This window comes from Ruegeria sp. BE10 (genome assembly GCF_056538905.1).
Map to the genome: position 1 here is coordinate 113769 of NZ_JBQFTX010000010.1, position 25972 is coordinate 139740.

The window sequence follows — 25972 nt, forward strand, 5'->3', positions numbered from 1 at the left end:
GGCCTGTTTCGGGCCCGCATTTTCTATATTCGGTGGATTATCGGGATGGAAAAACGCGTCACCTTTCGCGGCTGGCTGTTGCCATTGGCGCTAATCGCCCCGCAAGTCATCATTTCCGCTGTATTTTTTTTCTATCCGGCGGGGCAGGCTGTTTGGCAATCTCTATTCATACCTGACCCCTTTGGGCTGTCGTCCCAATTCGTGGGTCTCGGTAACTTTGAATTCCTGCTGAGCGATAAATTCTACCGAGCCTCTTTCGTGACGACAGCGGTGTTTTCAACGCTTGTCACTCTCTGCTCGATGATCCCGGCGTTGTTTCTGGCGGTCATCGCGGACCGCCTGATCAAAGGATCGGGCGTTTACCGGACGCTACTGATCTGGCCCTACGCCGTTGCCCCCGCTGTTGCAGGCGTGCTGTGGCTGTTCATGTTCAACACACGCGTCGGCGTCGTCTCGTGGTACCTCGGCCAACTCGGCTATGACTGGAACCATGTCCTGAACGGAACCGAGGCCATGGGGCTGGTTGTTGTCGCCTCGGCCTGGGGGCGCATCAGCTATAACTTCCTGTTTTTCTTCGCGGCATTGCAGTCAGTTCCAAGGTCCGTGATTGAGGCCGCTGCGATCGACGGCGCGCGTTTCTGGCGCCGGTTCTTCACCATAGTGCTGCCGCTCTTGTCACCCACCGCGTTCTTCCTGCTGGTGGTTAATGTTGTCTACGCCTTCTTTGAAACCTTCGGCGTTATCCACACGATTACCGGTGGTGGACCACAACAGGCAACAACCATTCTGGTCTACAAGGTCTTCTCGGATGGGTTCGTGGGACAGGATCTGGGTTCGTCTTCGGCGCAATCGGTCATCCTGCTGATCGTCGTCGGCCTGCTGACGGTCATCCAATTCAAATACGTGGAAAAAAGGGTGCACTACTGATGGCAGCCCAACAACACGGAATGGTCGAAAAACGCGGGATGGGCATCTGGCTGACCCATGCCATGATGATCCTCGGGGTGTTGATCATCTTTTTCCCGATCTGGCTGGCCTTTGTCGCGTCGACCGTAACCCAACCGGAAATCGTGACACCGCCCATGCCGTTGGTGCCGGGTGATCAGTTCTGGGAAAACTACAAGGCCGCGCTGTTTTCCGGCGTGAATGTCCCGGTTGCAACGATGCTGTTCAACAGTTTGGTGATGGCCATCGGGATTGCCGTTGGCAAAATAGTCATCTCGCTGCTGTCAGCCTTTGCGATTGTCTATTTCCGTTTTCCCGGGCGGACGACATTCTTTTGGCTGATCTTCCTGACGCTTATGCTACCGGTCGAGGTGCGTATCGTTCCAACGTTCGAAGTTGTTGCCGGGTTCGGTATGCTCAACAGCTATTACGGTTTGATCTTCCCTCTTATCGCTTCGGCCACGGCAACATTTCTTTTCCGGCAGTTCTTTCTGACGATCCCGGATGAACTGGCCGAAGCCGCCCGCGTGGACGGGGCCCGGCCGATGCGGTTCTTCATCGATATCGTGGTGCCGATGAGCCGGACCAATATCGCAGCGTTGTTCGTGATCCTGTTCATCTATGGGTGGAACCAATATCTCTGGCCGCTTTTGATAACCACCGACCCTGAAATGAACACCATTGTGATGGGTATCAAACAGATGTTCCCTTCTGGCGATGATGTGGCCGAATGGCCTGTCATCATGGCCACATCCATTCTGGCGATGATCCCGCCAGTCATCGTGGTGGTGTCGATGCAAAAGCTCTTTGTCCGCGGCCTTGTCGATAGCGAGAAGTAAGAAATGGCAACAGTAACCCTTGAGAACGTCAAAAAGAGCTTTGGCCCGACGGACGTCATCCATGGCATCGATATCGACATTGCGGATGGTGAGTTCATCGTGATCGTTGGCCCATCAGGATGTGGAAAGTCCACACTTCTGCGCATGGTTGCGGGCCTTGAAACCGTGACGGACGGTGAAGTTCGAATTGGCGAAGAACGGGCCAACGAGAAAGAGCCGATGGATCGCGACATCGCCATGGTGTTCCAGAACTATGCGCTTTATCCGCATATGTCGGTACGTCAGAACATGGGTTACGGGCTGAAGATCGCCGGGTTGCCCAAAGATCAAATCGATCAAAAAGTGACCGAGGCAGCAAAGCTGTTGCAGTTGGAACCTTTGCTGGACCGCAAGCCCAGACAGCTATCAGGCGGTCAGCGTCAAAGGGTGGCGATGGGTCGGGCCATTGTCCGCGAGCCGGCAGTTTTCCTGTTTGATGAGCCGCTTTCGAACCTAGATGCCAAGCTGCGGGTTCAGATGCGTCTAGAAATTCGCGAACTCCAGGAAAAGCTGGGGATCACGGCGCTCTATGTGACCCACGATCAGGTCGAGGCCATGACGATGGCCGACAGGATGATCGTGATGAATGGTGGCATCGCCGAGCAGATTGGAACGCCGTTAGAGGTCTACGAAACACCGAGAACTCTGTTCGCGGCACAGTTCATTGGCAGCCCTGCGATGAATGTGTTTGACGCCCAGCGTGAAAACGGGACGATCAAGATCGGTGAAATTGCGGTCGGCCGATCTGCAGGTCCTGATACCGCGCTGAAGCTGGGGATACGCCCAGAGCATCTGCTGTTGGATGATAATGGTCCGCTAGAATCTGCGATTCAGATGGCAGAACCGTTGGGGGCCAACACTTTGTTGCACGGTCAACTAGCGAGAGTCGGCGGAGCGATCACGATAAGCCTTCCGGGAGTCCATCCGATCGAAGGCCGGCATCCGAACATGCGGTTCTCGGTCGCTCCAGAGCACATGCATCTGTTTGACCAATCAACCGGTGAAAGGCTGGGCGGTTAATGACGTTTCCTCAAGTCGAAGCCTTCCGTGGTGGCGAAAACCTGATCCGGATCGTGGGCCATCGAGGGGCAAGAGGCGTTTTGCCCGAAAACAGCATGATTGGTTTTGATTTCTCGCTGTCTATCGGTGTCCCGCTTCTTGAGTTTGATGTTGTCCTGACGGCGGATGACGTGCCGGTCATAACCCATAATCATCGTCTGCACGCCCCGAGCTTTCGCGGCGCAGATGGCCTTTTTCTGACCGGGGAGGAACCCAAGGTTTCGTCACTGACTTTCGAAAAGATTCAGCAATTCGATATTGGACGGTTAGACGGGCATTCTGCCTATGGCCAACGCTTTCCAGACCAAGCCCAATTGGAAGGCGTTCGAGTCCCAAGGCTGATGGACTTGCTAGATTTGGTAAGTGAACCAAAATACGGCGATGCCTATCTGATGCTCGAACTGAAGTCGGATCCTGACGTGGCCGATGATCCGCTTCATAGGGAGAACTTTGTCGGGCGAGTTCTACAGGAAGTTCGCGGCAAAGGTCTTTCGTCGCGCGCGGTACTGCACAGTTTTGACTGGAACCTTCTGGAGGAATGTCAGCGAAAAGCTCCTGATATGCCGTCTTCTTACCTTACACAGCTTCCAGATAACGCGGATGATGTTGGGGAGGATTCCTCGAAAGCGGTTTGCCCTGACTTTCGTGGTCGTTGTGATGAAATTCCCGATTTGGTTAAGCAAGCTGGCGGTTCGCTTTGGTGCCCGTACTACGCGGATGTAACGGCTGAAAATGTGGCGCGCGCAAAAGATCTGGGCCTATGTGTTGCCGTTTGGACGGTCAATGAGCACGAGGAAATAGACAGGATGATCGACCTGCGCGTGGATGCAATCGTATCTGATTACCCTGGGCGGGTTCAAAGGCATCTGTCGGATTTAGGCATGGGTTGGCATATCGACAACCAGTGAATACTGCATTGCTAATTCGTGACGTTTTTTATGTTTCTTCCAGTCGCAATCGGAAAGGGTTGGTCACATCTTCACTTCAACCTCCTGTGTAGGGCGAGAAGCATAACGGCTCAGCGTACTAAACAAGCTGCAGCATTGCCTCTGCAATTGTTCGGCGGTCGCCCCAAAGTACTCCTTATCACGTCGCGTTACACAGGACGCTGGATCATGCCCAAGGGCTGGCCGATGGACGGTGAGCAAGACTGGCGCACGGTAGAAATTGAAGCGCTGGCGGAGGCTGGTGTGGAAGATACAGTTTCTCGCAAGCCGATCGGTGAGTTGAGAACGCTAAGACTTTTAACGACGGTACCAGTGTCCAAGTGAAAGCCACCGTCTACCCGCTCTACATCGATAAGGTGAAGCGCCGGTGGAAGGAAAGCCACGAAAGAATAAGGCACTGGCTTTCACCGAAAGGAACTGCGAAAGCACTCAAACAGCCAGAGTTGGAAGACTTGCTCTTAGACCTAAAAAACAATCCAAGAAAGAACAGATCAATACCCGCAATCGCAGCGGCTTGAGGCGATCAACCCCTGGCCAGCTTCGCGTACCCGTCTCTGGTCTGTGGCGTTTTAATGCCCAACAAACTACCTGCGAGCTGTGTTTTCAGTATCTGCGCAGTTCCACCACCGATGGTAAACATGCGCACGTCGCGATACATGCGCTCGATTGGCTCCTGCGCGCCGTATCCGCGCGCACCGAATATCTGCAAGGAGTCGTTGACGACTTTGATCGCCTGTTCAGACGCAAAGGCTTTTGCCCTGGCTGCCATTGCCATGTCGGGAAACCCAGTCGAACCAAGGGATCCAGCGGCTTCATGCAACATCAGACGGGACGCATGGACCGCCGTGTCCATGTCTGCAAACATCCATTGAAGACCCTGAAACTCCTGCAACGGGCGGCCGAATTGATGACGCTCACGCAGGTATCTTTTTGAGTGCTCCAGCGCACCGGCTGCAATTCCCATGGCTACCGTTCCCGCCCCGACACGCTGGCTGTTATAAGCGGTCATCAGATCGGCAAAGCCACGTTTTATTCCCGATGGGGTGACCAGCGCGAAACGCTCATCAACTTCCAGATCAGTAAAACGAAGCTCAGTTTCGGGCATTCCGCAAAGCCCCATGGTCCGTTCGCGACCGACCACATCGAACCCTTTGGGGGCGATACCGTTTTCAGGATCGTAGTGAACCAGAAAACCGGTGATCCCCAGATCGGTTCCGTCCTCATCCAGAACACGCGCAAAAATTAGGTAAAGCTTCGAAACGCCGCCGCCCGTGATCCAGTGTTTGCTGCCGTTGATCAGATATTTCCCGCCAACACGCCGGGCCGTTGTCTGCATCTCGGTCGCCGCGCTGCCGGCGTTGGGTTCAGTTATACAGATCGCGGGCTTGTCCCCGGACAGGACAAGCGGGGCCACAAAATCCCGTTGCTCATCTGTGCCATAGGTCATGATCGCGCTGATGCCGCCCATATTGGCCTCGACGACGATCCTGGCACTCAACGCGCAGGCTTTGGCGATTTCTTCGACGGCCAAAACCACGTCAAGGTATGAGGCGCCGAGCCCTCCGAACCTGGGCGGGATTGTCATGCCCATAAGCCCTGCGTCAGTCAGTTCACGTACATTTTCCCAACAATAGGTGCGAGTTTCGTCCCAGTGACCGGCCCGTTCCGCAAATCCTGGAGCAAGTTCGCGGGCGATTTCCTGATACGTCTTTGTTCCCTGGTCAAGCATTGGGTCATCCTCTCTATTCACAATTATGTGAGAGCTCGCATGTTATTTTCAATCGAATTTACTTTGCCTTTAAATTAAGTTTTATTGAATTTATGCAGATTTCAGCTTTTGAAACACTGGTTGCGATTGCGCAGCACAGCTCATTTTCTCGAACCGCAGAAGTGCGCAACATGACACTGTCTGCTGTCAGCATGCAGATGAAATCGCTGGAAGAAGAGCTTGGCACAGCGTTGTTCGACCGCCGGTATCGGCCGCCCAAACTGACGCCTCTCGGAGTGAGGGTTGCTCAGGACGCCAAGACAATAGTTGATGCCTACTCAGTTCTGAAATCAAGATGTGTGCCTACCGATCAACTTACCGGAACGTACCGGGTCGGGTTTGTCCCTTCTGCTGCTGCTCGCATTCTGCCCCTGTTTCTTGGAACGGCAGAACAGCTGGCTCCAAAAGCAATGTTGAGAACCAGCACCGGATTGTCAGAGACTTTGTGCGAACAGGTCCGGAACGGTCAACTGGATGCCGCAATCGTAACTGAAATCGCAGACGCGACATTTGATCTTTCCTGCGAAACCGTGATCCGTGAGGAAATGGTGATCGCGGCACCGCTGGACAGCAAGGTAAAAGGACTAAGCGGACTTTCCGGATCACACCCTTTTTTGCATTTCATTCCGTCGTCGGGCATTGGCAAGCTGATCGCCCAATACCGTGATCAGATGCAATTGAAGTCGAAGGAAGTGATTATCCTTGATAGTATCGAAGCCATCGTAAACTGCGTTAAAAACGGCATCGGATACGCGCTTTTACCAAAAACAGACGTATTGCGGTATGGCGCTGAACAGGTTCTTGTCCTGCCGTGTAAGCCGCAACCGTTGTTTCGCAACATCTCACTGGTGACACGCGAAGACGCCCTGACTGAAATATGGCGCTCAAAGCTGAAGACATTGCTTGAGGCCAGCATAACCGGTCTGGAAAACGCGGAAATCTAAGTTGCTTAAATCGTTTGGTGGATCGCCCGCAACGCGGTCCATATCGGCACCAAACACCTGTACGGCCGCCAGACTTCGGGTGTCAGATAACTCAGCCCATCCGGCACATCCAAACCTCGCCCCGACAGTGGCACGGGTGAGGCCAGCACAAACCGCCGTTCCCCGAAACGGTTCTGTCGCAAATTCCTTTGAAGGACGAGAAGGCAACGCAGGCGGGTTGATTATCCTACCAGTTGAACAAACTGCTGAAACGGGGAGAGTTCGGGTGTGAATTGACCTTTGCGGATCATGTTGACCAACTCGATGCCAGCCAGGGCAGATGCAGCTGAATCGAAAGACTTGAAACCCAACATGGGCCTGATCCGACGTTTGATGAATCGATGTTCTTGTTCAATGATGTTGTTGAGATACTTCTGCCTCACCATCTCGATCGGTATCGGATCACCAAAGCCTTTCAGCATCTTGTTTATAGCTTTGATGCCAGCAGTGTTGGCGCCGCTTTTGTCGATGACAATCTTCCGTGCAAACCGTTCATCTCAAGCGCACAAGCGAAGAACTTCGTTGCAGCAGCTTTATTCCGGCGTTCGGATAGCATGAGATCCAGGGTTTTGCCGTGTTTGTCGATGGCGCCATAGAGGTAAACCCACTCACCCTTCACTTTAACATAGGTCTCATCCATGCGCCGCGAACGGTCGGTAGGACGCTTCTTGTGCCGCCAAGCATCAGCTACAAGACCGGCATATCGGCTCACCCAACGATTCAGTGTCGCGTGATCCAGTTCAACGCCTCTTTCCGCCATGATTTCCTCCAGATCCCGATTTGACACGCCGTATCGGAGATAGAAGAAAACAGCGTACAAGATCACGTCCTTCGGAAAGTGCGCACCTTTGAATGAGATGGTCATGGTCTTCTCTTGTCCTTTCTGAGCATGCGCTACCAAAACGACACTCAGTCTGACAGGTGGAACAAAGTTTGCGACAAAACCAACTTGCGCAACACCTTATAACTGTCCTGCGCGTCCAGCTCTGATCCGCAAAATTCGCAGATTTGGACCATTACCCGACCACCGCCAAAAAACGTCCAGCCCGGCACCGCAAGAGGTGCAATTGATCGAGGTAAGCTCGGGCGACCTTGTCACGTCTGCTGTATCTTTATGCCAAACGGATCGAACCACCGCCCCTGAAACCACATCGACCCTGCCCCCCAAAATTCGCCCGACAGCAATCTGTTGTCTTCGCCCGTGGCATTGGCGAAGTCATAAGTCTCACCCACTTGCAGTTCCTCGTCGACCTGCCCTCGCTGTGCAATACACTCGGCTTGTTCCACTTCGCTGACCGTGTAGGTGTTGTTTTCATACTCCAGCGTCTCGCCCGGTTTGAAAGGCGGTCGGAACTTTGGCATCCGTCTGTCGGAAATGCTAATCTGTTCGACCACGTCACCCTCATCCACCGAAACCCGGGAGATCGCGCCTTTCTGAGACGTCCCGCAGAACTCGTCCCAGAACCCGCGACCATAGGAATAGCGCGCGTGTCCAAGAATCTGGATCGCTTTTCGCCCCAGCTAGACCGTGCCCCTGATCCCGAACAACAGCGGCGCTGTCATGCATGACACCCCGATCGCCCGCAAGCGCAATATGGTCCCCTTTTAAAAACAGTGTCGTGCCACAGGATGAGCAGGTTACAACCTTGGCCGCGTCCAATAAGATCGGGCACAAAGACCCGCAATTGGGACAATTGAAATCTTTCATACCCTCAGGTCTTTCAAAGCAGTCGAAAATTCAAGCGTCAGTAATCCTGTCTATTCAGCGGTTTCAAAGCGCAGACGGCGCACCGAGGGGTCAACCCGGCCGTAGGCGGCCAACAACCGCGCGGACCATTTTTGGGCGATGTAATCCGCCATGAACCGCGACGGTGCCATCAGGGTGACGACCCCCCCTGCCCTATCAGCCTCTGTCAGATGTCGGAACCAACTCGCCCATAGTTCAGGATCGCGCCCGTGCAATATGGCTTGCACCTGCGTCCAGACCCCCTCGTCCGACGGTTCAAATGGTGCAGGTTTAACTTTGAAAGGGACGATATTTGTGTCTGGTTCGGAATCATCCGACATTCGGGCCTGAAAATCGGACCCGATGGTGGGCCAGATGTCCGAAGTATCAAGCATCACCTGCTTCAGGTCCAGCTCATACACCGCAACTCGCCCGCGCGCAGCGGCTCGCTTGACCGCAATCCAGCCCATCGACCGCAGTTTTGCCATTTCACGTTTCACCGTGCGTTCGTTTACGGACCACAGACGCGCGATCTCTTCCCGCCCGATCGACAACTCATTGTTGCGCCAGTTATACCGGGTGGTGATCAAGGCAATGATGCGTAAAATGCTGCGCTGGCGATGTTTGTCGCCAGACAGGGCGTAAACTGTCAACGCTGATAGAATGTCGTATTTTATGGCAGGCGCATTTCGCCCTACCGGTTTTGCAACCTGCATTCCTATTCTCACCGCTCTGTCTGCCTCAGACGGGTTATACCGCCAATGATACGCTGTTTGCCAACGCTTTTCATCTTGATGACCTGATTAGCGTCCAAACCGACGATTCTGTCAAGCGGAGTCTGATCTTGGATCGCTGCGGCCCCCAATCCAATTCAAATTAAAAATGAAAATAGGTGAAGTATTGGTGATGGGGGGCATCCAAGGTGTCCCCTTAATATCTACTTTTGACCCCCTATATGGGGCATTTCAGTGCTTAGCGCCCCCCTAAATCTTGGATCGCTGCCCTGGAAACCATAGGGGTCGAATCGGATGCCAGTCGAATCGGATCATGCGGTGTAGCGCCTTGTTTTCTTACCCGTGGGTAAGATTGCGCTCTTATCATATTTTCTTTTGCGTAAAGCGCAAATCAAGCGTAAATAGTAAAAACGTATAAAATAGCGTCCAAAAGAATGAGACTTGAGGCATGTACACGCACGAAGACCTGAACGCATTGCGCAATCAGTCCCTCAAATTGCAGGGCTGGATCCGCCAACAGACCTTCAGCCCTGAGATGGAAAAGACCCTCCGCCGCTTTTCAAGCTGGGAGGTGTCCGAACTGATCTTTCGCGTCAACCAGTCGACCTTTCGCGGCAAGCTGGCGGCGGACCCGTCCCTGCCCAGTGGTGAGGTTGAGCCGGATGGCCGCCAGCGTTGGTTCAGCCTGGAAGAGGTAAACGAGCTGCGCCGCCGCCTTAAGGTGAACCGCAAATCCCTGATGCCACCCCGCCCCGTGGGCAAGCGCGCCATCCGGGCGGCGGTGGCCAATTTCAAGGGCGGCGCGGGCAAGTCGACCGTTGCTTTGCATCTGGCCCATGCCGCGGCGCTGGATGGGTACCGGGTGCTGGTGGTGGATTTCGACCCGCAGGCAACGCTGAGCCACTCGATGGGTTTGACCGACGTGACCGAAGATTTCACCGTCTGGGGCATCATGGCCCGAGATTTGATCCGTGAGACCGAGCGGATGAACAACCGCCCTGCTGCCGCCGAATCCGGCACCACCCTGCCCCACCGTGAATTGCCACCCTCGATTACCGATATGGGGCTGGGCGATTTGCGCATTGCGGATTTCATCAAGCAAAGCTCTTGGTCGACTATTGACGTCATCCCGTCCTGTGCCAACGCCGCCTTCGTTGAATTTGCTTCCGCGCAGTATCGGCACCTGAACCCCGAGTGGTCTTTCTTTGCCGCCGTATCGCGCTATCTGGATCAGATCCCGGATGATGCATACGACCTGATCCTATTCGATTGCCCCCCGGCGATTGGGTACCAATCCATGAACGCCGTTTTTGCAGCTGACATGCTCTATGTCCCCTCTGGTCCCGGCTACTGGGAATATGACTCGACCACGTCGTTCATCGGTCAGCTGGCCGAGGCGTTGGAAGACCTCGCTTATGGTTTCGACAAGACCTTACCCACGGGTAAGATCGGCTTGCCCAAAACCTTTTGTGAGCTGCGCTTTCTGCTGACACGTTACGAGCCGGGCAATGCCCTGCACCTGGCGATGTTCGATGCGTTTAGGAAAGTGTTTGGTGACCACGTGGCCGAACACCCGGTTGAGATGACCCGTGCAGTCGAGCAATCCGGCCGCTTCTTAAGTTCTGTCTATGAGATGGATTACCGAGAGATGACGCGCGAAACCTGGCGCCGCGCGCGCTCGACCTTTGACAATGTATATGAAGAATTCCGGGACGTGATGCTATCGGCCTGGGAAAAGCTGGAGGATGACGCATGAGCCGCAAACGCAGAATGTTTGACATCGACATGCCGGCCATGGATGACATTCCGGTCGGCAAGGTTCCGGACAAGGTGCTGGAAAAGCGGCGCGGACCGATGGCCACCGCAATATCGGAAAACGCGGACGCGTTGCGCGACCAGCAATCGACCGAAGAAACCATTCGTGCCGAAAATGATCGTCTGGCGCATGAGCTGGTCCGGTTGCGGTCGGATGGCTTGGTGACCGAACATATAGTCTTGTCAGAAGTGGTCACCGAAAAACTGACACGTGACCGCAAGCCCGGCCCCGATCCGGAGTTGGAGGAATTGAAGGCCTCGATCCGGGATATCGGATTGTCAAATCCCATCCGATTGGAACGCCGTGCGGATGGCCGGTTCGACCTTATACAGGGCATGCGCCGCCTGTCGGCCTATCGCGCGTTGCATGAGGAAACGGGGGATGAGCTTTATGCGCGTATTCCAGCGGGTATCTCTGAAGCGGCAGACCTGAACGACAGCTACCGTCGCATGGTAGATGAAAACTTGATCCGCAAAGATATCTCGTTTGCTGAGATGGGTGCATTGGCCAGAGCGTATGCCGAAGACCCGTCAAACGATTGTGCTGACGTAGACAAGGCCGTTGCGGTCCTGTTCAAATCCGCCAGCTATACCAAGCGCAGCTATATTCGCGCGTTCGCCAGTTTGCTGATGATGCTGGACAAGGTGCTGATGCACCCCAATGAAATTCCGCGTAATTTGGGGGTCGAATTAAAGCGAAAATTTGACGCCAATCCCGGATTGGTTCGACAGGTCAGCACCGCAATCATGAGCGAACCGGATCGCGACGGCCCGCGCGAAATTGCCATTTTGCGGACGTTTATAGAAGCAGATAGCACCGCGACGAAAAAGCCTGAACCGTCAGGTGCTGGTAGAACGCGCCGGGCAAAAACCACATTTCAGGTGTCGGGGCGGGCAGGGGTCGCGAAATGCTCGGCCTCGAGCGGGCGGATCGAGTTGCGCTATGATCTGGACTTTACACGGGTTGATCGGGCCAAGCTGGAACAAGCGATTGCCACCTTGATCGACGATTTGCAGGAAGAAGATGATCTTACCCACGGGTAAGGTTCACACCTGAATTCTTGGGCAAGTAAACGCCGGGTCGAAACCCGGCGTTTCTTTTTTGCCGTGTCTCCCCAACAGATCTGTTGCCAGGTTTTCCGCAGTGTCTACATCATCATAGTATTTCTGAGCCTAAGCCTAAGCCTAAGCCTAAGCCCAAGCCTAAGCCTAAGCCTGAGCCACGGACCGGCGTAAGGACTGCCGCATGGCGGCCTGGATCGGCGCGCCGTCCAGCGCGACTTGGGTCAGAAAGCCCGAGCGCAGCCGGTGGGGTAAGGCGCACCCCTCAGACAGCCCGGCCAACGCCAGTCGGTGTTTGACGATCTACGCGATCGCATCCGGGGAGAGCCGGCGTTTCAAAACCTGGTCAGCCTAAGAGACGGGCCGTAACAAGTGGCCGGCGGTTGTTCGGGAATGTCACGGGTGATCTGACGGTCGGATTGTGGGGCAGGGGGCCGGGCAGCGGCGCGGCGCGCTTTGGCGCGCACCTGATTCATCTGGGTGTGATCGAGTATTTAGGCTAGCGCCGTGGCGTTGCTTTCTGTCTAGTCCAGCACGGTGCCGAAGCGGGCCGCTTTCCAGGCGGTGATGTAGAGTAAGTCCCGCTCATAAACCCGCAACGTGTTGGACAGAGTTCCGCGAACATAGAGAGCGTTCAGCGTCTCCTGATCTGCAGGTGACAGAGCAGGGGAGGAGGCAGGGAGATAGGACACGGGGTCTGTCATGGGTGTATTCTGATCTCATTTCCGGACAATATCTATCAATCCCGAAAAGCGATACTCATCGAGTTTGGCGGTCGGATTATGATTAAGTAAAAGTAATGTGCAAAAACGTTAAATTTTGCGTATAAAACAACCGTGAGGTAATCCAGGCTATAAAAATAGTGATACTGCTGAACCTACTGTGAAAGGAAACCCAAGGGTTTGGTGGGGGCTCTGTTGCAAATTTTTCGCGATCAACGCCCAGACGATCCGTGCCATTTTGTTAGCCAGTGCTTCCCTAACCAACAGGGATGACTTGCGCTCCAACATTCTTGCGGGCCAGGAATCCGGGACGACGCCTTTGTGTTCTGCCCATCTAACCACGACGCTGACGCCAATAATAAAGAGGCGTGGCAACGTCCGGTTTCGGCCGCCGGAAAGCAAAGTGTAATTTGGGCTGATCTGTGACGGTTAGCCCTGATGTCCTTTTAAAGGATCAACGGATTGTCTTCGATATCTACGGTGGCCAGCGCGTTCCATTTCAATTGGCTCGGTCGGAATTTTGGTCCGAAGGCAGATGCGACGCAAAAGAACCCCGCAGTGCCTGCGCCAACAAGGGTGTAGTCATGCGGTGCATTTACGCCTGATCTGGCTTTGCCGGAGCCACGTAAGGTAGACGCGCCCGCGCCTTGGTGTCTGCCGCCCCTGCATTGCGGATGTAGCGTTCACCATCATCGTGGCGAACTGTATGAACATATGTCGGATCCCCACCTGTCACGTTGTGAATTGCAAGCCTGCGAACCTGGCTGGCGCGAATGGTTGTCTTTAATTCCTCCGGATTCCAACCATCGAACAAGATAGCCTCAAGCTCGGCCCGGATCTCGGTGCAGTCACGATCGTTCGCGCGGTTTCTCACCTCGGTGGGATCTTCGTCGATATTATAGAGCAATGTGTCTTCACCTTCGAGCCACATGAGCTTCCACGGCCCTTTTTTAACCATTCGGCTGGGCCCGGTTGAACCATCGGCCGCAAACTCCGAGATCGCGACATCCGACAGTGTAGATGTGTCTCCGTTCAGGGCAGGGACCAGGGATTGGCCATCTATGGGCGACGCAAAATCCTGGAACGCGCCGTCAGCGGCAAGGTCTGTGAGTGTTGGTAGAAGATCGATCAGTGAGATGTTTTTTTTCACCCGCGCTGGTTTGAACCGATTTGGCGCGTAGACGATGAAAGGTACACTGGCGGCCCATTCAAAAAAGTGTTGTTTGAACCACATGCCACGCTCGCCCATCATCTCACCATGATCGGCGGTCAGGATAATGATGGTGTTTTCCATCTGACCCGTCTTTTCCAGAACTTCCACAAGGTGGCCGACTTTATCATCGATATACGAGATCATGCCGTAATACCCATGGCGTGCCATTCGACGATCTTCGGGGGTGACGGTAAATTCGTGGCGCGACTGGCAATAATGTAAGTTGCGGCTGAGGTGATCCATCTCGTTTAGCTCAAGTGGTGGCACTGCTGGATACTCGATCTCATCATGGTCGTAGAGATCCCAGTATTCCTGTCCGATCACGAACGGAGAGTGGGGTGAGGTAAAGGAAACGGTCAACATAAAGGGCCGGTCATCGCCCGTGCGCGCCAGGTCATACAGCGCCTGAATGCCGTGATATTCGACCTCGTCATCGTAATCCATCTGCATGGTGCGCACTGCCGGGCCGCTTTCCAGAATGGGTGCCATGGTCAGGTTCGTGGGCTTGTATTCACGCCCTTTGGACCAATCCACGGTCCAGGCAAAGTTCGCCGGGTAGATTTCTGTCGTATGGCGTTTGTGATATCCATGCAGCTGATCGGGGCCGACAAAGTGCATCTTGCCGGACATTTCAACCCGGTAATCCATACTGCGCAAGTAATGGGCAAATGTTGGAATATCGGCGTGGAATTCGTTGGCATTGTCATACATGCCAATGGAGAAAGGCAGCTTTCCGGCATGCATCGACGCGCGGGACGGACCACACATGGGCAAGTTACAATAACAGTTTTCAAACACGACACCTGCCTGCGCAAGGCGGTCGATGTTTGGCGCCTTCACCGTCTTGTTTCCGTATGTTTTCAACGCATTTGCTGCAAGCTGGTCGGCCTGAATAAAAAGGATGTTCGGACGTGCCATTGTGGGTTCCCAAATGTGAAAGAAAATTGTCCCGGGCGGCCAAGGGGAGGAGCGGCCGCCCGGGACGCCGAGCTGCTTATTGAATTACCATTCCCAGCTTTTCGGCGGTGTCACTGAAGGTTTTGACCTGACTCTCGACAAACGATTTTGTTTCGTCTGGCGACAGAACAATAGGGACCGAGCCCAGCTTTTCAGTCGTATCAATCCAGCTTGCATCGGCGGAAATCGCGCCCAGCACTTCGACCCATTTTGCGACAACGTCCTCCGGCAGATCTTTTGGGCCCCATACGCCTGTCCAACCGACGACATTTTCCAGATTTGGATGACCAAGCTCCTGCGCGGTCGGGGTGTCTGGTATGGCTGAGAACCGTTCAGGCGTGGTGGTCAGCAATGGGCGAATTTGATCGCTCTCAATTGCGCCGGACAGACCTGAAAGGTTGTGAAAGATCAAATCGGCGTGCCCGCCGACAACGGCAGCGGTCGCCTTTCCGCCCCCTTTGAAGGGCACATGGATCAGGGCTTCGGAATCCACCCCAAGATCATCCAGCATGATCAGCATGGCCATATGCAACAAAGTGCCAACTCCGGCAGACGCATAAGAAAGGCGCTCGCCCCCCTCGATTGCTGCTTTCAGTTCGTCAAAGTTCTGGTACGGCGAGTCTGCACTTACGCCCAAGACAAACGGGTTCTTTTCAATCAGGCCGAGAAAGGTAAAGTCGTCCCACTTGTACGGTATTGTGCGGTTGATCGCAGGAACCGTGGCCTGAGAGCCCACTCGCGCCATAAGCAAAGTGTAGCCGTCCGGGCGTGATTTTGCGACCTGAGTCGAGCCAACGACTCCGCCAGCGCCGGTTTTGTTGACGACCAGAATGTTCTCACCCAGATACTCGGGGGCTTCTGTACTCATAGTGCGGGCGGCCAGATCAGCGGCACCGCCGGGGCCGTACGGAACGACCAAAGTTACTGGCTTGCTTGGATATTCCTGCGCAGATGCCACAGTTGGGATTGCGAGCAGGGCAAGGCAGCTCAGCGTAGCGACTAATGTATTTTTCAGTTTCATTTTATAGCGTCTCCCTGAATCGAATGAATTGACCTTAATAAATTACTTGCAGTAAGTAAATAATTAAGTCAATATGAAATGGGAGGCTCAAAATGGCAGGTTCATCACTGGAAGAAATCGGGCGCGGAAACCGGCAAAGGGTTCTGAGTGAGATATTGGGGTCTGGTACAATTTCCCGGTCGCAAATTGCCGACAAGCTGGAATTGAACGCGGCAAGCGTGTCCCGGATCACGCGCGAACTTATCGAGGCGCGCTTGGTGCAGGAAGTCGGCGACGCCAAATCCGAGGGGCGGCGGGGACCGCGCACCAAGAGACTGTCTGTCGACCGCACTGGTGGATACGTTATCGGAATAGGTATCAACGCCTATCAGCAGGTCGTTACACTGGCCGATCTTTCAAACAACAGAATTGCGTCCTGGGATGCTGGTGGTGAAGGTTTGTCCGAAGGCGAAGGCTTTCTGAAGACATGCTGTGATCATGCCCGAAAGCTCATTGAACAACATGTTCCTGACAGAGACAGGTTGTTTGGTGTTGGGCTTACGATTGCAGGAAATCTGGACAAGGCGCGTGGCACCGTCATTTCGGCCCCGACACTTGGGTGGGATGACGAAGTGGGTGTTCGGGATCTGGTCCAGAAAGAGCTTGGAGTTCCGGTTGCGCTGGAAACACCGAGCGCTGCAATCTGTCAATCCGAGGCTGCATTTGGGGCCGCACGCAACATTGAAAACGTGGTAGTGATCTACTGCGCGCTTGGCTTTGGTATCGGACTTCAGATCAATGGGCAGCCCTATAGTGGGATCAGTCGGGTTGGTGGTGTTCTGACCGAAGCTAAGACCACCGACGGCTTGGGGTCCAATCTGCCCGTGACGTTGTCAGATTTGTGCGGCGGGAAAGCGCTGTTGCAGAAATTACTTTCTTCGGACGTTTTCAATGCGCTTTCCGATCGGGATAGGGCGCGAAAAATCTGGGAGGTCGTTTCGGGGGCGGACGAAACGGACGGCGATTACAGATCGGTTTTGGAAGAATTTGGCGCACGGACAGCGAACTGCTTTTCGCTAAGTTTGACGGTTTTGCAGCCAGAACTGGTGTTGCTTGCAGGGCCGCTGGCCCAATCGCCCATCTACCTTGAAGCGTTTCGAAAGCAGATCGACACCCTCAAGTCGGATCTGCAGCAACCAATCAAGATCAAGTCCAGCGAGATGACGCATATGGGCGCGGCTCGGCTGTTATCGCTCAGCGAAAACATCGCAAACGCTGAGTTGGATTTGAATTTGCTGAAGGGAGGAAACTGACCGTGGAGCCATCAAAACGGAGAGATTTTTTCGCGGGGGCATTGTTCCTGGTCCTTGGGATTCTGACAATCGTAATACTCATACCGTCAGGGGTGGATTCTCCGGGCAATGTCGAGATCTCGGCGTTGTCACCCCAGTTCTGGCCTCGCGTCATTGCTTTCGCCGTTGTTTTTGTCGCGCTGAGTTTGGTGGCGGAATCATACTTCCTCAAAACACCCGAGGTGGATGCGGATGAGGACGCGGAAGCAGATGCAATCTACAAGTTGGAGACGCTGCCGGGAACGCTACGAACGGTAATTCTGATCTTTGCACTTTTCCTGTTTTACTTTGCGCTTACGACGCTGGGCGTGGTTGCCAGCTCGATTGTTTTGATGCTTGCCATGATGCTCTTTTTTGGTGAGCGAAAATGGTACTACATCGTTCCAATCAGCATCCTTCTTCCTATTCTTCTTTATCTGTTCTTTTTGCACGTCGCAGGTGTGCCAATGCCCCTTGGCATATTCGAAACGTTTAGCTGAGTAGGAGCTGAACATGATCGAGAATATTTCCACTGCCTTTCAGCTTTTCCTGAGTTTCGAAAACATTCTGGTGATTGGCATCGGCGTTCTGATTGGAACCATCATCGGTGCGATACCGGGGATGACAACCCCAATGGGCGTAGCTCTGGCGCTGCCGTTTACGTTCACCATGCAGCCAGTGACCGGCATCCTGCTACTGCTTGGAGTGTATAAGGGCGGCCTTTATGGCGGGTCTTTGACGGCGATCCTCATCAAGACACCCGGAACCCCGGCGGCGTCCTGTACCATTTTGGATGGTTATCCGCTGGCACAGAAGGGTCAAGCACGAAAGGCGTTGGACATAGCGCTTTATGCATCTTGTGTGGCTGATCTGATCTCGAACATAGCGCTGATCATGTTCGCCGGTTTTCTGGCGACATTCGCATTGCGTTTTGGTCCACCGGAGTTTTTCACGCTGATCGTTTTTTCTTTGACAATCATCGCAGGTGTTGCAGGACCCAGCTTGACCAAAGGTATCTTGTCTGCGTGCCTGGGTTTGATGTTGGCCACTGTCGGGCTTGATCTGATCTACGGCACGAACCGGTTCATCTTTGGAAACTACGAGCTGATGTCCGGTCTGAACTTTATTCCTGTTCTGATCGGCCTGTTCGCCATCCCCGAAATCTTGGATCGCGCGACGCGGCGCGCAAGGCCACCCGGGGCACAGCGTCAGGAATTGGGGAGTGGTGCAAGCTTTGCCGATTTCCGCAAGACGCTGAAATCGGTGGTCCGTGGGAGTTTCATCGGTGTGATATTGGGGGCAATTCCTGGCATCGGCGGTGCCCCGGCCGCCTTTCTGAGCTATAGCGAAGCACGCAGAAACTCGAAAAACCCCGAAAACTTCGGCAAGGGTGAGCCTGAAGGCGTCGCTGCGGCCGAGGCTGGGAACAATGGTGTAGCCGGGGCGACAATGATCCCGCTGCTGGCTTTGGGCGTACCCGGTGACGTGATCACGGCGGTAATTCTGGGCGCATTCATGATCCATGGGTTGCGTCCGGGCCCCATTCTTTTCGCGGAAAACCTGCCAATGATCTATGCGCTGTTCATGGGTATCCTGCTTAGCTCGGCCTATTTGTTCATCGTGGGCAAGGTCGCGATCAAGACCTTCAGCCGCGTCGCGCTGATCCCGAACCGCATTCTGTACCCGATCGTGTTTACACTGTGTGTTTATGGTGCCTATGCGGTGAACAACAACCTGTTCGATATCTTGGTAATGCTGTGCATGGGTCTTGTTGGATTCGCCATGATGCGGCTTGATATCCCGGTCGCGCCGTTTTTGATCGCTTTCGTTCTAGGACCGCTTCTTGAGGACAACTTCCGTCAATCACTGTTGTTGTCTGATGGGAGTCTTTCAATTTTTGCCAGAAACGCGATTTGCTGGTTGTTCTGGCTGCTGACAGCGTTGTCGATCTTTGTACTGATCCGATCCCGCATTCGTGCCTCACGCACAGGGCAGGCATCGGTTCTGACCACTGGCGGATAATCCCGAGATACAAGGAAGACATCATGGTTAATACGGGAAAGGCCGGTCTGGGCCTCTTTGTCTACAGCTTTGCGGTGATCTCGGACACCCATGTCAATCCAGACGAAGATCGCTGCAACTCGCCCTTTCCCGTGAACGCCCGCGCCAATCGCCGGTTTCGCTATGTAGTTGCGGATATCAACCGCAGAGAGGTGGACTTTGTTGTCCACCTCGGTGATCTGCTTCACCCCGTGCCTGACACTGGAGAGCTGTTTGCGCGGGCCGCTGAAGCTTACCGCGCAATTGTGTCGAACCTGACGATGCCAATCCATGTGCTGCCGGGAAACCACGATATCGGCGACACGCCAATCAGTGGCGGGCCAGCAAGCCCCACCACGCCCAAAATGATCGAAGCGTGGGAAAAGGAGTTTGGCGCCCAATACCACAGCTTCGAAAAGGGTGGGGTGCGTTTTCTTCTGCTGAACGCGCAATTGATCAATTCCGGGCTGCAAGATGAAGTGGATCAAAGACGTTGGGTTGAAAACGAGCTTGCCGCGGCGCAAGGGCAGCGGGTCATGCTCATGCTGCACCATCCAGCCTATCTGTGTTATCCCGACGAACTTGATCACTATGACAATACTGATCAGCCGGGTAGGGGATGGCTGTTGGGGCTGCTCGAAAAGCATGGGATCGAGGCCATGTTTTCAGGTCACGCCCACAACTTCTGGTACGATCGTTACGGCGAGACGGATTTTTACCTGGCGCCAGCGACCAGCTTTGTCCGGCAGGACTATTCAGAAATGCTGAGGGCAATTCCACCGGAAGGCAGTGAATTCGGTCGCAATGACGCTGCAAAACTGGGCTATTTTTTGGTGAGTGTTTATGAAAACGGCCACGTCACGAAGTTTGTGCGTACCAACGGAGCAGAGCTGGCACCCGGTGAAAAACCAACCGGCGATCTGCAGCCTTTGGCCCCTGACCCAAGGGAAAACACCCGGCCACTGATAGGCTTTGACCTTCGTAAGAATTGGGCGGAGATATCAGAGGTGCCTCCCAGCGGTGGCTTGGACGAATTCGATCGCAAACCGGTTCGCAATGACTATCATCTTCTGGCGCTGCAAGAGATGGGCATCCGGGACGTGCGTCTCCCTCTGCATGATCTTCTGGACCCTGTGCGCCGCGCCCGGATCGGCCTTCTGAAACATCTTGGATTTCGCATCACGCTGTTTGGTTACAGTATTCCTGAAAACCACCTGAATTTGATCGCGTCCGTCGCTGACAACTTGTTTGATTGGGAGATCACGTTGAATTGGCGCGACGTGGAGGGATCTGTTGATGCGCTGTCTAATGCATACGAAAAAACCGGCTTGCCGATCTACATTTCCCGGATGCGCACGAAAGAGGATATCAAAGCTGATGGTACGTATTTTCATGTGATTAATCACGGGTTCGATACACATGACAGGCACCAGATAGAAATTCTCGCGACCCTTCCGAATTCCTGCGGACTTGCGGGTGCTGTGTTCCGGCTGGGCAACACCGAGCCGGTTGCGGATAGATTAGAAGCCGCAGATCGGGTGGTTACGCCCCACGGCTTGAAAGCATCGGTGCATCTGCGCGTCGCCGGAGACAACCCTGCCATTCCCCATAGGGATGATGACGCGACCAACGCCCGGGTCCTTGAGGCAATGGGAACCAGCGCAATGCTTAAAAACACGCGGGTGTTTTGCGATACCCTTGCCGATGTCGATCGTGGTTACTTTGTGCGCAACGGTGCGATTGATCGATACAATAACCCGCGCCTCCTTTTGGAAACTGTCCGCGTGCGTCATGTCGGCAATAAATGAACGCGTATACGGCTGGCAAAGCAGCTGCACTTATTCAAACCTAACTACCCTACGGGTCAAACAATAGGGCGCGTCAGTTGGATTGGCACTGAACCAATTCGAGCATGCATTTTCGATTCAACCAACGCCCTTTGACCTGAAAGGGAGATACCTTGCAGTGAATGGAGCCAGAACCGGGATATACAGGGCCGTCACTTATCCTGAGGCAGCCGGATAATTGCCATTTTATCCTGTGTCATGTCGTGCATCGTGTATCTGATCCCGCCGGTGTTGTAACCGGATTGGCGGCGGCCTGCGAAGGGCATCCAGTCAACCCGAAAGGCCGTATGGTCATTGACCATGACCGCCGTGGCATCCAGCGTGCGTACCGCCGTCAGCGCGCGATCCAGTGACTGGGTGAAAACCGCAGACTGGAAGGCGAAAGGCAATGTGTTCGCGGCCTCAACTGCGCCATCGAAAGTGTCATAGCCATAAACACAGATAACGGGTCCGAAAATTTCCAGCGTCGAGACTTTGGCATCCGCCGGAGGGTTCAGCAATACGGTGGGCGCGTAGGTTGTCGGCCCCAACCGTTTACCGCCGGTCAGAACGCGTGCGCCGCCAGCGATTGCCTCGTCTACCCATTCTGCAACCCTGTCAACTTCGCCCGGACGGATCAGTGGACCGCAATCAACCGTTTCATCAGTGGCGTTTCCAACCTTTAGCTGAGATGCAGCCTCGGCCAGTTGCGTGGCGACCTCTTCGGCCATATCCATTGGCGCAAAGACCCGCTGTGTCGAAACGCAAACCTGCCCGGAATGGTAAAACCCGCCCTTCGACAAAACCGGGATCATTGCGTCCAGATTGGCATCGGTGTCCACAATCACCGGTGCGGCACCGCCATGTTCCAATGCGCAGCGTGTACCCGGTGCTAGTTTGGATCGCAGCATCCACCCCACACGGGCTGATCCGATGAAGGTAAAGAAAGCCGTGCGCGGGTCGGTGATCAACTGTTCCGCCACTGCATTGTCGCAGGCTACAAAATGAAGGAAATCCTGCGGCAGGCCAGCCTCGTGCAGCATGTCGACAAAGACCTTGCAGGACAAAGGCGTGTCGAGGGCCGGCTTCACCAGCACCGGGCACCCGGTTGCCACAGCAGGGGCGACCTGATGCACAATCAGGTTCAGCGGGTGATTGAACGCGCTGGCGGCCACAACCACCCCGATGGGTTCGCGGGTCGTAAATGCCAAGCGCCCGGCTCCGGCGGCGGTCAGGTCCATCGGGATTTCGCGCCCGGACATCTGCCCGATCTCGTGGATGCACAAACCCACCCCATCTATGGCGCGCGTCACTTCGACCCGCGCATCAATCAAGGGTTTGCCACCTTCATCGGCGATCAGATGCGCCAATTCGTCGAACCGGGCCCGCATCAGAGCAGCGGTTTTTTCCAGAATTTCAATCCGATGATAAGCGGGCAACCACGCGGACCTGTCCCGGAACAGAGAGTGAGCTCGATCCAGCATCGGCTCGACCTCGTCCCATGTTCGCAGGTCAATCGCGCCTATTTTCTCAAGGCTGAATGGGTTCACGACATCCAGGCTGGTACTCATATCAGGCATACCTTGGCTTCCAGTTCTTCGATCAGGACGCGCTGGTTTTCGCTGTAATCGACAGGTACGTCGATCAGATGCACGCCACCCGATGCAAAGGCGACCTCGAATGTCGGAACCAAGTCTTCGGTGCGTTCGACGCGGTGGCCGGTTGCGCCATAGCTGTTGGCGTATTGCACAAAATCGGGATTGTTGAATTCCAATCCCCAATCGTCAAACCCTGCATGAGCCTGTTTCCAGCGGATCATTCCGTAAGAGCTATCATTCAGCACGGTCACCACCAAGTTCAACCCCAGCCGCACGGCGGTTTCCAGTTCTTGACTGTTCATCATGAATCCACCATCGCCACAGATCGCCATGACCCGGCGGCCAGGATACTGCATCGCCGCCATCATCGCCGAGGGCAACCCCGCCCCCATCGTCGCCAGCGCGTTGTCCAGTAGCACGGTGTTGGGCTCATAAGCTTTATAGTTTCGGGCATACCAGATCTTGTAGATGCCGTTGTCCAGCGCGATTATGTCGCTGTCACCCATCACCTTGCGGGTGTCGGCAACGATACGCTGCGGGATGATCGGAAAGCGCGGATCATCGGCCCCTTCGGATGTGTGTTTTTCCGTCTCTTCGCGCACAAGCCGGAAATAGCTGTCATCAAACTCCAGCGGACCGTCGAGGATTTCGGCCAGGCGCGTGATTGATTTGGCCAGATCGCCGACAACCTCGATCTGCGGGAAATAGACCTGATCGACCTGCGCCGCCTTGTAGTTCACATGAATGACCTTGGTGCCGCCCTCTTCCATAAAGAAAGGAGGCTTTTCCACGACATCATGGCCGACATTGATGATCAGGTCGGCCCGGTCGATGGCGCAGTGCAGATAGTCGCCGTCGCTTAACGCAGCCGTTCCCATGAACAGCTCAGACCGTTCATCAATGACACCTTTGCCCATTTGTGTGTCAAAGAACGGGATCTGAGTGTCTGCCACAAACCGGCTGAGCGCTTTGCGCGCGTCCTTGCGATTGGCCCCGGCCCCCAGCAAAAGCAGGGGCATCTTTGCCGATCGGATCAGTTCAGCGGCTTCCTGCAAAACCGTATGATCCGCCACAGCATAGTGGCGCGGATGAGGCTGCAGAACTGGTGCGTCGGTGGCTTCAGCCGCAATATCTTCTGGCAGTTCCAGCAATACCGCGCCGGGGCGCTCTTCCTCGGCCACGCGGAACGCCTCGCGGATCAGGGCAGGGATCGTGTTGCCATGCACGATCTGCTTAGACATCTTGCAGATCGGGTCAAACAGGCCCACTACATCAATGATCTGGAATTGCCCCTGTTTGGATTTCTTGATCGGTTTTTGCCCGGTGATCATAATCAGGGGCATCCCCCCCAAATGGGCATATGCAGCCGGAGTTGCGAAGTTTGTCGCCCCCGGTCCCAGCGTCGCCATGCAGACACCTGCCTTGCCGGTCAAACGGCCATAGGTGGCCGCCATAAAGGCAGCGCCCTGTTCGTGGCGCGTCAACACCAATTCGATGGATGACGTGCGCAAGGATTCAAGAACATCAAGGTTTTCTTCGCCAGGCACAGCAAAAACTCGGGTGACCCCTTCGGCTTTGAGGGCGGCAACAAGCAGGTCAGAGGCTTTGGTCGGAGTAGATTTGGCAGACATGGAAACACTCACCTAAATGGGGTTTGAAGGGAACTATAGACAGCAATTGCGAGTTATTCAGCCGCCGCCACATGTTGCGGTTCGGGATAAAGCTCGCTCATCGGTAAAGAGCGGCCGTTTTCCAATACCAACCGCGCGTGGTGTCGCCTGAGAAGTCGGGGTTCAGCCACACCGCAGCTATGGGCGATAATGCCGATCTCTTTCTTCATGTTCATTGCATAGCTGGCCACGCGTTCTGATTTATTGACCGGGTCCAAACCGAATTGCAGCTTGGGATTGTGGGTGGTGATCCCCGTTGGGCAGGTGTTTTTGTTGCACTGCAATGCCTGAATGCAGCCCAGGGCAAACATGAACCCGCGGGCCGAGTTGACAAAATCGGCCCCTGCGCAATAGGCCCAGGCCACTTCGGACGGGTTGATCATCTTGCCGCTGGCGCAGACCTTGACCCGGTCGCGCAGACCATGCGCGTTCAGCACATCAATGACCAGAGGCAAGCTTTCGCGTATCGGCATCCCCATATTGTCGATCAGGCTCATGGGGGCTGCGCCTGTGCCACCATCGGCGCTGTCGATGGTCACGAAATCCGGGGCGCTTTCAACACCGCGCCGCAGAATTTCAGCACAGAGGTCTTCAAAGAATCCTTGCGCGCCGATCACCGCCTTGAAGCCCACCGGCTTGCCAGTAACTTCCCGCACAAAGGCGATCATGTCCAGCAGATCGTTAACGCTGTCAATATCAGGATGCCGGTTCGGGCTGATCGCGTCCTGCCCGGGTTCGATCCCCCGGATTTCGGCAATCTCTTCGGTGACTTTGACGCCGGGCAGAATACCGCCTTTGCCGGGTTTTGCCCCCTGACTTAATTTGATCTCGAACATCTTGACGGCATCATGCGCCGCAACCTCGCGCAGCTTGTCCTCGTCAAACCCGCCTTCGGGTTTACGAACGCCGAATTTGCCGGTTCCGATCTGAAAGACGATGTCGGCGCCGCCTTCCAGATGATATGGCGACAGCCCGCCTTCGCCCGTGTTCATCCAGATCCCCGCTTTTTTTGCACCCAAAGACAGGGCACGCACCGCCGGGATTGAGATGGCTCCATAACTCATGCCCGAGATGTTGAAAATCGAACTGGTCTTATAGGAATGACGCGCAAAAGGTCCGATTTCGACCTCGGCGGGTTCCTCGGCGTCTTTCTCCAGCGTTGGAAATGGACAGTTGGCGAAGAACACGGTTCCCGACGGCTTCAAATCCCGGCTTGATCCGAAGGCGACAGTGGAATCCACATCCTTGGCCGCCCGGTAAACCCAGGATCGTTCCGCCCGGTTGAACGGCATCTCCTCTCGGTCCAGTGCAAAGAAATACTGCCGCAGAAACTCACCGACATGTTCGAACCCGTAACGGAACCGCGCAATGACCGGGTAGTTGCGGCGCAGCGTGCTTTCGGTTTGCGTCCGGTCGCGAACATATAAAACCACAACCCAAAGCGCCGCCAGGCCGACACAAAGGACAAAAGAGTACGTAAGTATTTCAAGCAATTGAAAGGCTGCTCCTGAAAACTCTGCCATATTCATGTCGAAGCGGGCTCCCGTAGTTGTTTCACTGACCTGCTTTGCCGCAAGGTAACCTCACGCGGCGTTCACAACACTTAAAGGCGCCGATCCGAGTGAACTAGTAAGCCTGCGCGCGATTTGGATCACACCCGCTGACAAGCGCGAGACAGAATTTTCCGTATCTGTGAGG

The 25972-nt window shown here is 54.8% G+C and carries 22 protein-coding genes; 12 read left to right on the forward strand and 10 right to left on the reverse strand.

Annotation, left to right across the window (positions count from 1 at the left end):
* Positions 1 to 45: 45 nt before the first annotated feature.
* The 5 genes from ugpA (at position 46) to ACR0M2_RS18830 (ending at position 4153) form a co-directional block, all read left to right on the forward strand.
* Positions 46 to 927 (forward strand): sn-glycerol-3-phosphate ABC transporter permease UgpA, encoded by an 882-nt coding sequence (gene ugpA / locus ACR0M2_RS18810; protein WP_155150415.1) that lies wholly within the window; start codon positions 46 to 48, stop codon positions 925 to 927.
* Between the two features lie 20 nt (positions 928 to 947).
* Entirely contained in the window at positions 948 to 1784 is an 837-nt protein-coding gene (gene ugpE, locus ACR0M2_RS18815; protein WP_170395270.1) for a sn-glycerol-3-phosphate ABC transporter permease UgpE, read from the forward strand.
* A gap of 3 nt (positions 1785 to 1787) precedes the next feature.
* Entirely contained in the window at positions 1788 to 2843 is a 1056-nt protein-coding gene (ugpC, locus tag ACR0M2_RS18820) for a sn-glycerol-3-phosphate ABC transporter ATP-binding protein UgpC (RefSeq protein ID WP_170413330.1), read from the forward strand.
* A complete protein-coding gene (locus ACR0M2_RS18825) occupies positions 2843 to 3790 on the forward strand; it encodes a glycerophosphodiester phosphodiesterase family protein (protein ID WP_170362663.1) in 948 nt (315 codons plus the stop codon). The genes ugpC and ACR0M2_RS18825 overlap by 1 nt, the downstream gene beginning before the upstream one ends.
* Positions 3791 to 3997: 207 nt before the next feature.
* Entirely contained in the window at positions 3998 to 4153 is a 156-nt protein-coding gene (locus ACR0M2_RS18830; protein WP_480706556.1) for an NUDIX hydrolase, read from the forward strand.
* A gap of 199 nt (positions 4154 to 4352) precedes the next feature.
* Here the strand turns inward: ACR0M2_RS18830 and acdA are convergent, their stop codons facing one another.
* Positions 4353 to 5558 carry a 3-sulfinopropanoyl-CoA desulfinase gene (acdA, locus tag ACR0M2_RS18835; RefSeq protein ID WP_480706558.1) on the reverse strand — a complete coding sequence of 402 codons (1206 nt, stop codon included), beginning with the start codon at positions 5556 to 5558 and terminating at the stop codon, positions 4353 to 4355.
* Between acdA and ACR0M2_RS18840 the strand changes: the two genes are divergently transcribed.
* Positions 5558 to 6541 (forward strand): LysR family transcriptional regulator, encoded by a 984-nt coding sequence (locus tag ACR0M2_RS18840; protein ID WP_480706560.1) that lies wholly within the window; start codon positions 5558 to 5560, stop codon positions 6539 to 6541. The genes acdA and ACR0M2_RS18840 overlap by 1 nt on opposite strands.
* 221 nt (positions 6542 to 6762) lie before the next feature.
* On the opposite strand, the gene ACR0M2_RS18845 is transcribed toward ACR0M2_RS18840, so the two are convergent.
* The 3 genes from ACR0M2_RS18845 to ACR0M2_RS18855 all read right to left on the reverse strand — a co-directional run bounded on the left by ACR0M2_RS18845 (position 6763) and on the right by ACR0M2_RS18855 (position 9022).
* A protein-coding gene (locus tag ACR0M2_RS18845) for an IS6 family transposase (protein ID WP_480706562.1) occupies positions 6763 to 7445 on the reverse strand; the annotation gives its coding sequence in 2 pieces (ribosomal slippage) (positions 6763 to 7067 and positions 7067 to 7445; 684 coding nt in all).
* A 230-nt stretch (positions 7446 to 7675) separates the two neighbouring features.
* Complete coding sequence (locus ACR0M2_RS18850; protein WP_480706664.1) at positions 7676 to 8101, reverse strand: DUF4178 domain-containing protein; 426 nt, start codon at positions 8099 to 8101, stop codon at positions 7676 to 7678.
* Positions 8102 to 8338: 237 nt separating this feature from the next.
* Complete coding sequence (locus tag ACR0M2_RS18855; protein WP_480706564.1) at positions 8339 to 9022, reverse strand: DnaA N-terminal domain-containing protein; 684 nt, start codon at positions 9020 to 9022, stop codon at positions 8339 to 8341.
* A gap of 466 nt (positions 9023 to 9488) precedes the next feature.
* Between ACR0M2_RS18855 and ACR0M2_RS18860 the strand changes: the two genes are divergently transcribed.
* Together ACR0M2_RS18860 and ACR0M2_RS18865 are read left to right on the forward strand one after the other, a co-directional pair.
* Entirely contained in the window at positions 9489 to 10796 is a 1308-nt protein-coding gene (locus tag ACR0M2_RS18860; RefSeq protein WP_170551038.1) for an AAA family ATPase, read from the forward strand.
* Complete coding sequence (locus ACR0M2_RS18865) at positions 10793 to 11899, forward strand: ParB/RepB/Spo0J family partition protein (protein ID WP_480706566.1); 1107 nt, start codon at positions 10793 to 10795, stop codon at positions 11897 to 11899. The genes ACR0M2_RS18860 and ACR0M2_RS18865 overlap by 4 nt, the downstream gene beginning before the upstream one ends.
* Positions 11900 to 12441: 542 nt before the next feature.
* On the opposite strand, the gene ACR0M2_RS18870 is transcribed toward ACR0M2_RS18865, so the two are convergent.
* The 3 genes from ACR0M2_RS18870 to ACR0M2_RS18880 form a co-directional block, all read right to left on the reverse strand.
* Positions 12442 to 12621 carry a hypothetical protein gene (locus ACR0M2_RS18870; protein ID WP_480706568.1) on the reverse strand — a complete coding sequence of 60 codons (180 nt, stop codon included), beginning with the start codon at positions 12619 to 12621 and terminating at the stop codon, positions 12442 to 12444.
* Between the two features lie 613 nt (positions 12622 to 13234).
* Complete coding sequence (gene betC / locus ACR0M2_RS18875; RefSeq protein WP_480706570.1) at positions 13235 to 14770, reverse strand: choline-sulfatase; 1536 nt, start codon at positions 14768 to 14770, stop codon at positions 13235 to 13237.
* Positions 14771 to 14846: 76 nt separating this feature from the next.
* Entirely contained in the window at positions 14847 to 15830 is a 984-nt protein-coding gene (locus ACR0M2_RS18880) for a Bug family tripartite tricarboxylate transporter substrate binding protein (protein ID WP_480706572.1), read from the reverse strand.
* A 92-nt stretch (positions 15831 to 15922) separates the two neighbouring features.
* Here ACR0M2_RS18880 and ACR0M2_RS18885 point away from each other — a divergent pair, with 92 nt between their 5' ends.
* The 4 genes from ACR0M2_RS18885 to ACR0M2_RS18900 are packed head-to-tail and all read left to right on the forward strand — an operon-like array spanning position 15923 to position 20988.
* Entirely contained in the window at positions 15923 to 17122 is a 1200-nt protein-coding gene (locus tag ACR0M2_RS18885) for an ROK family transcriptional regulator (RefSeq protein WP_480706574.1), read from the forward strand.
* A gap of 2 nt (positions 17123 to 17124) precedes the next feature.
* Positions 17125 to 17640 carry a tripartite tricarboxylate transporter TctB family protein gene (locus ACR0M2_RS18890; RefSeq protein ID WP_480664014.1) on the forward strand — a complete coding sequence of 172 codons (516 nt, stop codon included), beginning with the start codon at positions 17125 to 17127 and terminating at the stop codon, positions 17638 to 17640.
* Positions 17641 to 17653: 13 nt separating this feature from the next.
* On the forward strand, positions 17654 to 19162 hold the full coding sequence (locus tag ACR0M2_RS18895) for a tripartite tricarboxylate transporter permease (protein WP_170351200.1): 1509 nt from the start codon (positions 17654 to 17656) through the stop codon (positions 19160 to 19162).
* Positions 19163 to 19185: 23 nt separating this feature from the next.
* Positions 19186 to 20988, forward strand: a complete 1803-nt coding sequence (locus tag ACR0M2_RS18900) for a metallophosphoesterase family protein (protein ID WP_480706576.1) — start codon at positions 19186 to 19188, stop codon at positions 20986 to 20988.
* A gap of 191 nt (positions 20989 to 21179) precedes the next feature.
* On the opposite strand, the gene ACR0M2_RS18905 is transcribed toward ACR0M2_RS18900, so the two are convergent.
* The 3 genes from ACR0M2_RS18905 to ACR0M2_RS18915 are packed head-to-tail and all read right to left on the reverse strand — an operon-like array spanning position 21180 to position 25803.
* A complete protein-coding gene (locus ACR0M2_RS18905; RefSeq protein ID WP_480706578.1) occupies positions 21180 to 22577 on the reverse strand; it encodes an aldehyde dehydrogenase family protein in 1398 nt (465 codons plus the stop codon).
* Complete coding sequence (locus tag ACR0M2_RS18910) at positions 22574 to 24235, reverse strand: acetolactate synthase large subunit (RefSeq protein ID WP_480706579.1); 1662 nt, start codon at positions 24233 to 24235, stop codon at positions 22574 to 22576. The genes ACR0M2_RS18905 and ACR0M2_RS18910 overlap by 4 nt, the downstream gene beginning before the upstream one ends.
* A 53-nt stretch (positions 24236 to 24288) precedes the next feature.
* A complete protein-coding gene (locus ACR0M2_RS18915; RefSeq protein WP_480706581.1) occupies positions 24289 to 25803 on the reverse strand; it encodes an FMN-binding glutamate synthase family protein in 1515 nt (504 codons plus the stop codon).
* Positions 25804 to 25972 lie beyond the last annotated feature (169 nt).